Origin of the sequence: Acinetobacter sp. (genome assembly GCF_045628685.1) — a bacterium.
Lineage (GTDB): Bacteria > Pseudomonadota > Gammaproteobacteria > Pseudomonadales > Moraxellaceae > Acinetobacter.
This window is the reverse complement of record NZ_JAZQPV010000065.1, coordinates 14459-28933: the sequence shown is the minus strand read 5'-3', so window position 1 is coordinate 28933 and position 14475 is coordinate 14459. Positions and strand designations below refer to the sequence as shown.

General features: G+C 40.0%; 12 protein-coding genes and 1 pseudogene. 5 read left to right on the top strand and 8 right to left on the bottom strand.

What is annotated here, in order from left to right:
- Positions 1-132 precede the first annotated feature (132 nt).
- Together ACKI4H_RS09455 and ACKI4H_RS09450 are read left to right on the top strand one after the other, a co-directional pair.
- Positions 133-1059 carry a DUF808 domain-containing protein gene (locus ACKI4H_RS09455; RefSeq protein ID WP_407305299.1) on the top strand — a complete coding sequence of 309 codons (927 nt, stop codon included), beginning with the start codon at positions 133-135 and terminating at the stop codon, positions 1057-1059.
- A 51-nt stretch (positions 1060-1110) separates the two neighbouring features.
- On the top strand, positions 1111-2016 hold the full coding sequence (locus ACKI4H_RS09450) for a neutral zinc metallopeptidase (protein ID WP_407305298.1): 906 nt from the start codon (positions 1111-1113) through the stop codon (positions 2014-2016).
- A 45-nt stretch (positions 2017-2061) separates the two neighbouring features.
- Here ACKI4H_RS09450 and ACKI4H_RS09445 read toward each other — a convergent pair whose 3' ends face one another.
- Positions 2062-2619 carry a hypothetical protein gene (locus ACKI4H_RS09445; RefSeq protein WP_407305297.1) on the bottom strand — a complete coding sequence of 186 codons (558 nt, stop codon included), beginning with the start codon at positions 2617-2619 and terminating at the stop codon, positions 2062-2064.
- 235 nt (positions 2620-2854) lie between these two features.
- Here ACKI4H_RS09445 and ACKI4H_RS09440 point away from each other — a divergent pair, with 235 nt between their 5' ends.
- Both ACKI4H_RS09440 and ACKI4H_RS09435 read left to right on the top strand, forming a co-directional pair.
- Positions 2855-4354, top strand: coding sequence for a cation:proton antiporter (locus ACKI4H_RS09440; protein ID WP_407305296.1), 1500 nt, complete (start codon positions 2855-2857; stop codon positions 4352-4354).
- 82 nt (positions 4355-4436) lie between these two features.
- Positions 4437-4784: an MGMT family protein gene (locus ACKI4H_RS09435; RefSeq protein ID WP_407305295.1), complete on the top strand. Its 348-nt coding sequence runs from the start codon at positions 4437-4439 to the stop codon at positions 4782-4784.
- Between the two features lie 60 nt (positions 4785-4844).
- Here the strand turns inward: ACKI4H_RS09435 and ACKI4H_RS09430 are convergent, their stop codons facing one another.
- Positions 4845-5285, bottom strand: coding sequence for a universal stress protein (locus tag ACKI4H_RS09430; RefSeq protein WP_407305294.1), 441 nt, complete (start codon positions 5283-5285; stop codon positions 4845-4847).
- A gap of 595 nt (positions 5286-5880) precedes the next feature.
- Here ACKI4H_RS09430 and ACKI4H_RS09425 point away from each other — a divergent pair.
- Positions 5881-6570, top strand: a complete 690-nt coding sequence (locus ACKI4H_RS09425) for a hypothetical protein (protein ID WP_407305293.1) — start codon at positions 5881-5883, stop codon at positions 6568-6570.
- An 84-nt stretch (positions 6571-6654) separates the two neighbouring features.
- Here ACKI4H_RS09425 and ACKI4H_RS09420 read toward each other — a convergent pair.
- The 6 genes and pseudogenes from ACKI4H_RS09420 to carA all read right to left on the bottom strand — a co-directional run.
- A pseudogene (locus ACKI4H_RS09420) lies at positions 6655-6789 on the bottom strand (hypothetical protein); the annotation flags it as partial.
- A gap of 51 nt (positions 6790-6840) precedes the next feature.
- On the bottom strand, positions 6841-8217 hold the full coding sequence (clcA, locus tag ACKI4H_RS09415; RefSeq protein ID WP_407305292.1) for a H(+)/Cl(-) exchange transporter ClcA: 1377 nt from the start codon (positions 8215-8217) through the stop codon (positions 6841-6843).
- 116 nt (positions 8218-8333) lie between these two features.
- On the bottom strand, positions 8334-8951 hold the full coding sequence (locus ACKI4H_RS09410; protein WP_407305291.1) for a CatB-related O-acetyltransferase: 618 nt from the start codon (positions 8949-8951) through the stop codon (positions 8334-8336).
- 493 nt (positions 8952-9444) lie between these two features.
- A complete protein-coding gene (gene greA / locus ACKI4H_RS09405) occupies positions 9445-9921 on the bottom strand; it encodes a transcription elongation factor GreA (protein WP_407305290.1) in 477 nt (158 codons plus the stop codon).
- A gap of 90 nt (positions 9922-10011) precedes the next feature.
- The gene (gene carB / locus ACKI4H_RS09400) at positions 10012-13242 is read right to left on the bottom strand and encodes a carbamoyl-phosphate synthase large subunit (protein ID WP_407305289.1); all 3231 of its coding nucleotides are present in this window, start codon (positions 13240-13242) and stop codon (positions 10012-10014) included.
- 14 nt (positions 13243-13256) lie between these two features.
- Complete coding sequence (gene carA, locus ACKI4H_RS09395) at positions 13257-14396, bottom strand: glutamine-hydrolyzing carbamoyl-phosphate synthase small subunit (protein ID WP_407305287.1); 1140 nt, start codon at positions 14394-14396, stop codon at positions 13257-13259.
- Between the last annotated feature and the right edge of the window lie 79 nt (positions 14397-14475).

Sequence of the window (14475 nt, the reverse complement as noted above, 5' to 3'; positions counted from 1 at the left end):
CATAATGTTTTTCAATGTCAGGCACAATGAAAACAGAATAGAAAAAAAACCAGAACAATTTAATGAAGTTGATACAGTTCTTTTAGCTCTTTGTCTTTAAAATACAAGATAGAAATTTTAAGGATAAAAAGAATGGCGAGTAGCTTATTAATATTATTAGATGATATTGCCACGGTATTGGATGACGTTGCTGTCATGAGTAAAATGGCAGCCAAGAAAACCGCAGGGGTGTTGGGAGATGATTTGGCCCTTAATGCTCAACAAGTCAGCGGTGTGCGTTCTGAACGTGAACTGCCTGTGGTTTGGGGTGTTGCCAAAGGCTCTTTTGTTAATAAATTAATTCTTGTTCCTCTTGCCTTACTGATTAGTGTGATCGCGCCATGGTTGATCAATCCTTTATTGATGATTGGCGGTTTGTTTCTATGTTATGAAGGCGTAGAAAAAGTGCTGCACAGTTTGCATCATAAAAAAGCCAAGACCCAAGAAGCTGCTGAAGCAGAATTCACTACCATTGAAAGCGATTTAGTGAAGTTTGAGAAAGATAAAATTAAGGGTGCAATTCGTACCGACTTTATTTTGTCTGCTGAAATTGTCGTGATTTCATTGGGCACGGTGGCGACGGCTACTTTTGGTAGCAAAGTGCTGGTGCTCTCCATCATTGCAATTGTGATGACGGTGGGCGTTTATGGTTTTGTTGCCATGATTGTGAAAATTGATGATTTGGGATTATATTTAACCGAACAGGCATCGAGTTTCAAGCAAAGTATTGGACGTGGTTTACTGGCTTTTGCACCCAAACTGATGAAAACCCTGACCATTGTCGGAACCATTGCAATGTTTTTAGTGGGGGGCGGGCTTATTACGCATACCATTCCGTGGTTTCATCATTTAACCGAAAACTCGGTTGATCAGGCGCAAAATCTTCCCAATATTGGAAATATTGTTGGCGCACTCACGCCAACTTTAATCAACCTTGTTATCGGTTTTGTGGCTGGCTTACTGGTTTTATTGGTGATTTCGACTATTCAAAAGTTTTGGCCGAAATCAAAACAGGCATAATCGTAAAAACTCACTAAAATTAAGTGAAAGCAAACTAAAAGGAATATCATTATGCGCTGGAAAGGACGTCGTGTAAGTTCGAATGTGGAAGATCGCCGCGGTGGAGGCGGAGCCAAAGCAGGTGGTATTAGTATTTTAGGGTTGGTGGTTGCATTTGTGGCCTGGAAATTTTTTGGCGTCGATCCTCAGCAAGCTTATCAGGCAACCAAACAGGTTACTTCCCAATCACAGCCAGCTGAAACCAGAGGTCTGGATAATCCAACTCCTGAACAGCAAGAAGCCATGGATTTTGTCGGGACAGTTTTGGCTGATACTGAAGATACCTGGTCGCAAGTATTTCAACAGCAATTGAATAGTCCATATGTCGCGCCTAAATTGGTGATGTTTAGTGGTGTGGTGAATTCAGGCTGTGGTACGGCGCAATCTGCAATGGGACCTTTTTATTGTCCGGCAGATCAAAAAGTGTATATCGATACGACCTTCTTTAAAGACATGCGTCAGCAAATGGGCATTTCCGGTGAGCAGAACAGTACTGAGCTCTCACGCCAAGATCAGGCAGGCGATTTTGCTCAAGCGTATGTAGTTGCGCATGAAGTGGGACATCATATTCAAACGCTGTTAGGCATTTCGGATCAGGTGCAAAAAGCACGTGCTCAATCTAGTACAGTACAAGGCAATCAACTGTCTGTGCGTCAGGAATTACAGGCAGACTGCTTTGCCGGAATTTGGGCCAATCATAATCAGCAACGTACCCAGTTCTTGGAACAAGGCGATATTGAAGAAGCAATGGATGCAGCGCACAAAATTGGTGATGACTACTTGCAGAAACGTTCGACAGGGCAGGTGGTTCCAGACAGCTTTACCCATGGAAGTAGTGAGCAGCGCATGAAATGGTTTCAAACCGGTTTGAAATCAGGAAATATGAACGATTGCGATACTTTTAATCAAGCCATTTAATAAAGTGATTAAAAAAGAGGATTTTAAATCATCTTTTTTATTTTTTTAGCGCGTTAAAAACTTTTTAAAGTTGCGGAGAATCCGGATAGAGACATACAGGGCCGCAAATGCAAACAGCAGGATACTAAAAACAATGTATTTAAAACTGGTAATATCTGCCTGATAAAACTGTTGAATTTGTTGCGTAGAATAAGACAATTGTTGCGGCTTTTGAGTGCGGCTGTCTTGATAAGTAATATTTTTGATATAATTCAGCTGACCTATTTTTAATAGATCGAGCTGCGCGATTTGTCTAGTATGTAGCTGGTTATATTCATCGGTACAAATATCTTGCTGATAATGCTCGCAGGGCAATTTAGCAATATAACCATTCTGGGCAATTAAAATAAAAATGGCTTGATCCGGTCGTTTATTATTTGAAACTAAAACCAATTGTTCTTGAGCGGTCGATTTGAGCGAGATGTGTTTGGCTTGCTGAAGCTGTTGATCTGCTTGTAAAATTTCTTTGCTTTTAGAGTAGGCACTGAAAAATAAAGCCAAGGTAATAAGAAAAATCACAACTGCAAAAAATAGTCGAAATAGGGTTTTAACTGTTTGATGCATGAATAAAGTCAACTTAATGTGGAGATTGAAGAAAGTGTTGCTAAACTAAAGGCTCAGATGTTTGTCTATGTTAAATCATTGCTAAAAATATGTAAAAAAACTTAACTATTTTGTTTGCCCTACAAAAAGTCGTTAAACTTATCCAGTTCATAAATGTTATTTCATGAAATATTTTATTTGGAAATAGTTGGATGAGTTCGCTTTATTCCAATGAATCGCAAAAATTGGAACCTGAATGGGAAATTTCTTTTTTCTTCAAATCTTTACTGTCATTTTCGCACTTTCTATTGCCACGACAATTTTTAATAAACGTGTTTTGGGTTTTCCTCAAGCCATTGGGGTGCCAATTGTATCTGCTATCTTTGTTTTTATTTTACAATGGGGTGCAAGCTTACTCAGCGGCAACCAGTTTATAACTATTAATATTCATAATATTGAAGAAGCAGTTCGTCATATTGATTTTTATGATTTTTTAATTAATGGGGTGATTTGCTTCATCCTGACATCATCCGCTTTAAAATTTAAAGTGTCAGATTTAAAAAGACACTGGAAACCCATTAGTATTTTGGCGAGTATTGCGCTGGTGCTTTGTGCAGTCTTTTTCGGGGTGGTTTTATACGGATATCAATTTCTGATAGGCAAGCATGTCGATATCCTGGTTCTATTGTTATTAGGTGCTGCGCTTGGTGCAACAGATCCGATTGGGATAAAAGCTGTTTTAAGTTCGGTACGTGCACCTCATCATCTGATAGTAAAACTCGAAGGGGAATCACTATTTAATGATGCTATGTGTATTGCCGTATTCATGACTTTGTTAAATGTATTACAGGGTGAGCATTTTACCATTATCGGTACTTTAGAAACCTTGCTCTATGAAATTGTGGTGGCCATTATTATTGGTTGGGGCTTTGGTCTGGGGATTTTAAGATTACTTCGTGGCAAACATGAAATGGAATCTTTAATTTTAACTACTGCATTATTGGCCTGTGGTTCCTATCTGGTTGCCTTATTTGCCCATGCTTCTGCACCAATTGCCTGTGTCATTGGCGGCCTGGTTGTGGGCAATAAGTGGAAAGAAATTTTACAGGAACGTGAAATTCGGGAAGTAAACCATTTTTGGCATACTGTTGAAGGGATTATCAATTCATTCCTGTTTACCTTGATTGGTCTGGAACTGTTTATTCTAGATTTAAGCATCAGTCTGATTTTAGGCGGTATTGTTGCCTTTATTATTTTGCATGCTTCACGCTTTGCAGCCAACTACCTTTCTTTTGCATTTTTTCCAACTTTTCGCCACAAGAGCTACAACGGCAGTTTAACGATCTTATCATGGGGCGGAGTGCGCGGAGGGATCTCACTGGCCTTGATATTGGCGGTTGCGAACATTCCTGAACTAAGTGAATATAGCAGTATCTTAATCGGTTATACCTTTATTACGGTATTACTGTCAGGCTTGGTGTGTGGGCTGGGTTTACCCGCGGTTATGAATGCGTTTTATTATAACCCGAATGAAGAAACCACAGGTTTTAAAGGTTGGTATCAGCGCATGTGCCATAAAATGAACAAGAAAGGTTTCCAGTATATCGTCGGGGAAGATGCGAATGGTAATGAAACCATTACGGTCTATAATCCAGAGGATTTAATTGATGAAAAATCCGAAGATGGCGTTGCGGTTATGCATAATCCAGAAAAGGTCAAAGTGGTGAAACGCTTAGAAAGCCCAGATAATTTCTAAACCTAAAAACCTGATAAAAGAAGCTCTTAACGGGATTTTTTTATGCTCGATAGTTTAAAATAGGATGATTTAAGAACAATCTATGCCACCCCATTTAAGTCGTTCTAGTGATGAATTAGCCCGTCAAATCTTGCAGGTGGTGGTGCTCATTCCTTATGGGAAAGTAGCTTCGTATGGACAAATCGCCAAGCTGGCAGGTTTATCCAAACATGCACGTTTAGTGGGTTATATTTTAAAGCATTTGGAGGCAGAGACAGAAATTCCTTGGCATAGAGTGATTAATTCGCAAGGGAAAATCAGCCTAAGTAGACTGGATAATCGTGGGGATAATCTCCAACGCTTAAAATTAATGAAAGAAGGCGTGAGGGTGATAGGGGATAAAATTAATTTAAGACAATATCAATGGATGAATGATTCATCACAGGATTAAATGTTCAGGAGTAGTGACTTCCCACCTTTAAAAAAAGATGGGATAGACCAAGGGGAATTATTATTCACGCACAATAAGTACCGGAATACGTGATTCGCCCAATACGCTTTGTGCCACACTGCCAAGGAAAAGTTTTTTTAAACCTGTACGGCCATGTGAACCAATAATAATCAGGTCTGCATTACTTTCTTCTGCAGCTTGGACAATTTCACTATGAATCACTTGTCCTTCTAGTAATTTGGTTTCTACTTCAATTCCTTGTTCATGAAATTTTACTTTTGCCGCTTCCAGAGATTCAATAATTGCTGTACGGGCACGCTCAATTAAATCATTGGTTTGATTGGCAGAAATATATTCCGCTGCGATATAGGGGTCGAGAGCTAATACTTGAACCACGGTAACCTTACTGCCAAATGCCTTTGCAAATTCAACTGCTTTTGCTACCGCTGCATTTGCAGTTTCTGAACCGTCAATAGGGACTAAAATATTGTGATAAGCCATGGGTATTTCTCCTTATAATCGTTACTTAAATAGATGCTTTTAGCATTATGATTTATTGTGGATTAAAACAGATTAAAGCTCGATGTTAGCTGTATTTTTGATAAAATAAAACCTAGTAATTTCATAGGGATATTTAAATTACCCAAAAATATTTTACAATTTAATCTATCATGGAATGGTTAAGAAATTAGAAGGCTTAGAACTAAAGTATGATGAAATTGTAAGCAGATTTTTAATTTGAAATTATATGTAAAAATATAGGTAAATTACCTTTGAAAATTGTCATATGATAAGTGTAATAAATTATTAATAATGAATTAGAAATGACTGAAATAAAGCAAGTAAATTGACAGCGTAATCATTTTGAAAAATATTGCAGAAGCATGGGAAAGTGATTTGTGTGATCATCGTTGTTTAGGTGAGCAGCTTACAAATTATGTGAATCGTTTAAAATGTAGTGCAGTCTTGGCTTTAGAGGCTATAAGAAGATCTAATTAATTTTAGCGTCAGGTTGTGACGTAATATAAGTTATCACTTGTTACATTTATAGTAATAATTGCTATATTTATCTATTGCTTAGAAAAGAATAATTGTGATGGATAAATTTAACTTTGATTCGGATGAAACTTTTGAATCTATAAATGACTTTCTAGATAAATGTTGTATTTATTGGAATCTAACGGGTAGGCACACCAGAAATATTTATCAAACTGAATTTGATGGAGTAGATATTGTTGGTGAGCTTAATAATTTATTGCTTAAGTTAAAATCTTCAAAATACTCGTTACAGCAAATTACAGGTTATCAAGAATTTGAATTCATTATCGAGTCGTCATTTTGTTCCACTTATATACAAAATATGGAAGATTATAAAGAGTGGATATTTGAAAATAGATATCAAAGTTTTCAAATAGAATTTTCTCCATGTCCTTTAATGGAGTCTAGTAACTTTTGTCCAATTTATACTTTTTTCTTTTCTTTTTTATTGGATACCCAAGATAATTATAAAATTAAAGCATTTTCTTTTGAGGCCTTATTGAATTGTGTCCGTGATTTTAATGATTATAAAAATGGCATCGATTGGGCAGATATGACTGAGCATTTACCGAAAAACTTCATGGATCACGAGCATGAAATGTTTGATGAAATTTTACGTATTGGACGACAACCTATTATTGAGATTTTAACCTTAAGCCTGAAATGTCTTGAAAATGATTATGCAGCTATGAGAGATTTAAAGAGTAGAGAGTTTGCTCAAAAACTGAAATTAAACTTAAAATTATGAATAATAGCCCATTTAAGTAAGAACTTTTAAAATTCTATAATTATCGTAAAGGCGGCGAAGAAAGCAAAGTATTACTTTAATTTTTTACTTCTCTGTTATTTTTATTCCACTTTGCATGAGATAAGTAATAAGTTGTGCTACATCATCCGTCTGCAACTGTTCACGCATTTTTAAAAACTGCTTTTCATCTAACCCATAGAGCTTAAGATAAGGCAATTTAAGATCAAAAAAGGGATAATTTATGAATTATCCCTTGTCAAATGGTTAAAGTTATCTCTCTTTTTTCTGATCAGGTTCATTCTCCGAACTGTCTAAAGTACTTTTTAAAATTGCACTATAGATTGGTGTGGCACCTAAAGTTTGCGCCATAAATGTCGCTGCCAGACAGGTAATAATCAGCGGTAGAATGAGTACAAAACTTCCCGTCATTTCCATGACAACCATGATGCCTGTTAGTGGGGCACGAATTGTGGCAGCAAAAAGACCCGCCATCCCCAACACTGCACAACTCAGTAATTCAATATCATATTGAGGAAAAACGGGCTGTGCGATCATGCCAAACATCACCCCTATAATTGCACCTAAAGCAATTGTCGGTGCGAAAATACCGCCAGGCGCACCTGAGCCAAAACATAAAATAGTCGCAATAAAACGTAAACCCAGAAGTATCAAAAGCGGATAGAACATGGTCATGCCATCTACAAGATTTGGCAAAATAGCGAAACCACCCCCTGTCATTTCAGGTTTCAGTATACTTAACACCCCAAAAGTACCTGCAAGCACAGCACCCGTTAAAGGAAAGAAATATCGTTTCTTTTGATAAAACAAACCCAGAATACGACGTAAAGTTAAAATAAGAGAATTGAATAAAGAACCAATCAGACCCAGGAACAAACCTAAAAAAATATAAATCCAGACAGATTTTAAAGGGGCTGCCAAAAAAGTCCCAATATCTAAAATTGGGTTAGACCCCATTATGAACTGATAGACCATGCAAGAAGTAATACAGCCAACAAAAACAGCCTTAATAGACGCCTTGGTATAAGTAAATTCAGGCCGCATCTCTTCAATGACAAACAAGATACCACTCAGCGGCGCATTAAATGCGGCTGTAATACCCGCACCTGCACCAGTTGCAATGAGGGTATGCTGAGATTCTTTATTTTTGACTTTACAGAGGTCGGCAGTCATTTTCCCAAGGTTGGCACCTATTTGCACAGTAGGGCCTTCACGTCCTAAGACCATTCCACTCCCTAATGCACCTAAACCACTGAAAAATTTTACAGGAATAACACGCCACCACCGTACTGGGCGTAAATCGAGTAGTGCTCCTTCGACTTCGGGAATTCCTGATCCTCCTGTTTCAGGGGCAAACCTTTGTACAAGATAATAGGCAAAAGCACCCATAGCAGCAGTGATGCAAAAAATTAAAAAATAGCTTAAATAGGGTGAGGCATGCTCAACATGCTGTGAGAACTGTTCACGGTAGCTAACGGTATAATTAATGCAAATATGAAAAAGGGAGCCAAGCAGACCTGTTGCAGTACCTACAATGCTCGCTAATATAAGAATGATAAAGGGTGAGCGTTTTTGCCAGCTTTCAATCTTTTGAGTTACAGTGCTTGCGAGCTCTCTAGGTGTATGCATACACTATCCTGAACTTGGATTTTCTAATTATAATTGAACACCTTGGCGGTATTTTTACAAACTCTGCATCAAAAATTTCTAGTTATCGATATCGGACTGAGCAGAATTTACTGCCTCTATGTTAAATAAAGTGACAATTGCTGAATGTCATCTGTTTGTAATTGTTCACGCATTTTTAAAAACTGCTTTTCATCTAGATCATAGAGCTTAAGAGAAAGCAGTTTTTCTATATCTTCTTCAGAAAAACGATATTTAATAATTTTGGCAGGCACACCCCCCACAACAGCGTATGGTGGCACGTCTTTAGTAACCACAGCTCCCGTTGCCACTACCGCACCTTCACCTAGTTTTACACCTTGCATAATCATGGCTCGAGAGCCAATCCAGCAACCATCCCCAATAATGGTGTCACCGGCAGATACAAAACTACGCGTATCGAAGGGAAAAGCTGAAATCCAGTCGGTACGGTGTAAGTGATTACCACCCATCATAATCACGCATTCTGCGCCAAAACAGACAAAATTGCCGATATAAAGCTGATCAATCGGTTTCTCGGGTGTAGAGGGTTTGTCATGTAAATAACGCACCGCACAGCGCTCAAAACCCTGATCCCAGTAGGCTGAGTAGTAAGAATAATTGCCCTTAATGTGAATATTCGGATTTTTCACTGTTTTAGAGATGAATTCGAATTCACACCAGTGTTTGACAGGGGAGTTAAGCAGTTGATCAGACATAGGAATGTAGTGCTGGGAGGATAAGTTCAATTATAACTGAATTTCATAACCTCTTCTTAAAGGAGAAGGAGCTCCCATGGTAAATTGGGATTTGTAAAGATTGCTCCCTCTCCCTATGGGATGAGAAGCACTGCTTCGCAAGGGGTGAGGGAGAATAATAAAATTATGAAAAATTTATTTAAAAAAATTCAAAAAAATCTTAAAAATACGAGGAATGCTCTGGGGGAAAATAAAACCTAAAATTGCAGAGCTAATTGTAATGATAAAGATAATAAGTGCGGAACTGGTATGTGTATCGATGAAGTATGACCAGTTAATTGCGATGGCAATACCCAGTATCAAACCACCTATTGCACCGTAAAAAGCTTGTATGACTCGATCATCCATTTGTATTATCTATTTTGTTATTAATCTATAAATTAAAGATAAAATGAAGATTTTGCAATAAAAAACCCCTCATTAGAGGGGCTTTAAAAGTATTCAATCTTTAAAATTAAAGATATTCAACTTTCACAATTTCGTATTCCACTTCACCGTTTGGTGTCTGAATTTTGGCTTCATCGCCTTCGCTTTTGCCCAAAAGACCACGTGCAATTGGCGAGTTCACAGAGATTTTATTGATCTTAAAATCTGCTTCATCATCGCCTACAATTTTGTAAGTTTTTTTCTCTTCAGTATCCAGGTTTTCAATCGTTACTGTTACGCCGAAAACGACACGACCGTTTTGTTCAAGTGTTTTAACATCAATCACTTGCATAGCACCGAGTTTGCCTTCGATGTCTTGAATACGGCCTTCACAGAAACCTTGTTGCTCGCGAGCAGCATGGTATTCCGCATTTTCTTTTAAATCCCCATGTTCACGCGCTTCAGCAATAGCCGCAATAATACGTGGACGATCAATACTTTTTAATTGATGTAATTCTTTCTCTAAGGCAAGTTTGCCTTCGGGAGTCATAGGATAACGTTGCATTGTTGTCCCTCTAATTGAGTATAAAAATAAATGGCTTATAAATGAAAAAATCCCGCCACCAATAAGGTGACGGGACTTATCGGTAATTTATTAACCTACTGTTAAATCTTGCAAGCGATATACATCCATCGGCAATTTAATTGCTAAAGCTTGGCATACAGCATCAGCACCATTCAAGGTCGTGGTGTAATACACTTTACCTTGAAGCGCAGAGCGACGGATTGAAAACGAATCCTGCTGAGCTTGTTTACCTTCAGATGTATTGATAATGAGGTGAATCTCACCATTTTTCAAGCGATCTACGATATGAGGGCGACCTTCGGTTACCTTATTCACACGTTCACATGCAATACCCGCTTCAGTAATCACTTTATGCGTACCACTTGTTGCTACAAGTTTGAAACCGTAATCAACAAGTTGCTGCGCAATACGTGCAACATGCGGTTTATCTGACTCGCGTACAGACAAGAATGCATGTTTTACTTCGCCTTCGGTAGGTTTACCAGGTAAGCGATCATTCGAGCCTAACACAGCTTTATAGAAGGCTTCACCAAAAGTTGTACCCACACCCATCACTTCACCTGTAGATTTCATCTCAGGTCCAAGAATTGGGTCAACACCCGGGAATTTCGCAAATGGGAACACTGCTTCTTTTACAGCGAAGTGAGTCGGAATGATTTCTTTTGTGAATCCTTGAGATTCTAAAGATTGACCTGCCATACAACGTGCAGCCACTTTTGCTAAAGACTCACCGATACATTTAGAAACGAAAGGCACAGTACGTGATGCACGTGGATTCACTTCCAGAATGTAAACATCGTTGCCTTTAACCGCAAACTGTACGTTCATCAAACCAATTACGCCAAGCTCTTTCGCCATCGCAACAGTTTGACGGCGCATTTCGTCCTGAATCTCTTGAGATAGAGAATAAGGAGGAATAGAACATGCCGAGTCACCAGAGTGAATACCAGCTTGTTCAATGTGCTGCATGATACCGCCAATGACCACGTCTTTACCATCAGATACACAGTCAACATCGACTTCGGTTGCATCATCAAGGAAGTGGTCAAGCAATACAGGCGCTTCGTTAGAGGCTTGAACTGCATCACGTAAGTAGCGTTTCAATTCGTCGTCGTTATAAACGATTTCCATCGCACGGCCACCAAGCACGTATGAAGGACGTACCACAAGCGGGTAGCCCACTTTAGATGCTTCAGCCATACCTTCTTCAGCAGATTTTACAATGCTGTTGCTTGGTTGACGAAGTTGCAGACGTTGAATCATTTGCTGGAAACGTTCACGGTCTTCTGCACGGTCAATCGCGTCAGGTGATGTACCAATAATTGGCGCACCGGCTTCTTCTAAAGCACGAGCCAATTTAAGCGGCGTTTGACCACCGTACTGTACGATAATGCCTTTAGGCTTCTCGATACGCACGATTTCAAGTACATCTTCAAGTGTAATTGGTTCGAAGTACAAACGGTCTGAAGTATCGTAGTCGGTAGAAACCGTTTCAGGGTTACAGTTCACCATAATGGTTTCATAACCGTCTTCACGCATTGCAAGCGCCGCGTGTACACAGCAGTAATCGAACTCGATGCCTTGACCAATACGGTTAGGACCGCCACCGATGACCATGATCTTGTCGCGGTTCGATGGATTTGCTTCACATTCTTCATCGTAAGTTGAGTACATGTAAGCAGTATCAGATTCGAATTCTGCTGCACAGGTATCCACACGTTTGTAAACTGGAGTTACGCCCAAGTTCCAACGGTGCTTACGGAATTGTTTTTGTGAAATGCCCATCAAGTGCGCAATGCGAAGGTCAGATAAACCTTTACGTTTGAACGCACGGATGTTGTCGGCATTCAAATCACCGAAGCCAAGCGTTTTGATTTGTTCTTCAGATTTAATGATGTCTTCGATCTGGATCAAGAACCATTTGTCGATGTTGGTTGCTGCGAACACTTCATCAAGGCTAAAGCCGTGACGGAATGCATCAGCGATGTACCAGATACGCTCAGGACCCGGAACTTTAAGTTCCTGAAGGATTTTATCCTTTGCGCCATCAGCACCGATTTCGATTTTTTCATCGAAACCTGAAGCACCCACTTCAAGACCACGAAGCGCTTTTTGCATCGATTCCTGGAAGTTACGGCCAATCGCCATCACTTCACCCACAGATTTCATCTGTGTGGTCAATACTGCATCTGCTTGTGGGAATTTCTCAAAGTTAAAGCGAGGAATTTTTGTTACCACATAGTCAATCGCAGGTTCAAACGATGCAGGTGTTACGCCGCCAGTGATGTCATTTTTCAATTCATCAAGGGTGTAACCCACAGCCAGTTTTGCTGCAATTCGTGCAATTGGGAAACCTGTTGCTTTCGATGCAAGTGCAGATGAACGTGATACACGCGGGTTCATTTCGATCACAACCATGCGGCCATCTTTCGGGTTAATACCAAACTGAACGTTCGAACCACCAGTTTCTACACCAATTTCACGCAGAACAGCAATCGAAGCGTTACGCATCAACTGGTATTCTTTGTCGGTCAATGTTTGCGCAGGGGCAACAGTGATGGAGTCACCTGTATGAACGCCCATAGGGTCGAAGTTTTCAATCGCACATACGATGATACAGTTGTCGTTTTTGTCACGAACAACTTCCATCTCGTACTCTTTCCAACCAATCAATGATTCATCGATTAAAAGTTGGTGAGTAGGAGAGAGATCGAAACCACGTTCACAGATTTCAATGAATTCGTCACGGTTGTAAGCAATACCGCCGCCTGAACCACCCATGGTGAATGATGGACGAATAATAGAAGGGAAGCCGAGTTTTGCCTGAATCTCAAATGCTTCTTCCATGGTGCTTGCAACAGCAGCACGTGGGCATTCAAGACCGATACGACGCATTGCATCATCAAACAATTTACGGTCTTCTGCCATTTCAATGGCATCTTTACTCGCACCGATCAATTCAACATTGAATTTTTCTAAAATGCCGTGTTCATCAAGTGCAAGCGCACAGTTCAATGCTGTTTGACCACCCATAGTCGGTAGGACAGCATCTGGACGCTCTTTCTCAATGATTTGTGCAACGGTCTGCCAAGTAATCGGTTCGATATACGTTGCATCAGCCATTGATGGGTCGGTCATAATGGTTGCTGGGTTAGAGTTCACCAAAATAACACGGTAGCCTTCTTCACGAAGGGCTTTACATGCTTGCGCACCTGAGTAGTCAAACTCACATGCTTGTCCGATCACAATCGGACCTGCACCAATAATTAAGATGCTTTTAATGTCTGTACGTTTAGCCATGATCGCTTCCTTAATTACTTCTTAGACGCTTCGATAAGTTCGATGAAATGATCGAATAATGGTGCACAATCATGTGGACCAGGACTCGCTTCAGGGTGACCTTGGAAGCTGAACGCTGGTTTGTCCGTGCGATGCATACCCTGAAGGGTTTGATCGAACAACGAGATGTGCGTCGCTTTCAGGTTTGCAGGCAAGGTATCAATTTCCACTGCAAAGCCATGGTTCTGAGAAGTAATCATCACTGTACCATCTTCAAGATTTTGTACAGGATGGTTTGCGCCGTGGTGACCGTGAGGCATTTTCACAGTTTTAGCACCAGAGGCAAGCGCAAGGATTTGGTGACCTAAACAGATACCAAATACAGGCAAGTTTGTCGTTTCCACAATGGTTTTTACAGCTTCAATGGCATAATCGCATGCAGCTGGATCGCCAGGGCCGTTCGACAAGAACACACCGTCCGGATTTAATGCGAGAACTTTTTCTGCAGGCGTTTGAGCTGGAACTACAGTTAGTTTACATCCGCGATCCGTCAGCATACGTAAGATGTTGGTTTTGACACCGTAATCATATGCCACAACATGGAATTTAAGTTCAGGTTGAGAGAAGCCTTGACCCAGTTTCCAAGAACCTTCTGTCCATTCAAAACCGGTGGGGTCACAGCATTCTTTTGCCAGGTCTAAACCGTTTAGGCCGCCAAACGCACGTGCTTTTTCTAAAGCCTCTTCTTCTGTAATGTTGTCACCTGCAAGGATGCAACCATTCTGCGCACCCTTGGCACGTAAAATTCGTGTCAATTTACGTGTATCAATATCGGCAATCGCAACAACATTGTTTTGTTGAAGATATTCACCCAAAGATTGATTCGCACGGAAATTGCTATGCAATAAAGGAAGGTCACGAATAATTAAACCGTTTGCCCATACCTTATGAATTCGACCTGACTCAGTGTCTTCATCATTACAACCTGTATTACCAATGTGCGGGTAAGTCAAAGTCACAAGTTGCTGTGCATAACTTGGATCAGTCAAAATTTCTTGATAGCCAGTCATTGCTGTATTAAAAACGACTTCACCAGTCGTACTACCCGATGCACCGATAGACGTACCTTTAAAGATCGTTCCATCTGCGAGGGCTAAAATGGCGGGAGTGCTCAAACCAAAGCTCCTGAAATTTAGGCTGTAAAAAAGCGAGAAGACGAAAAAAAAGGAAGGCTATTTTTTTAACCAACCCTCC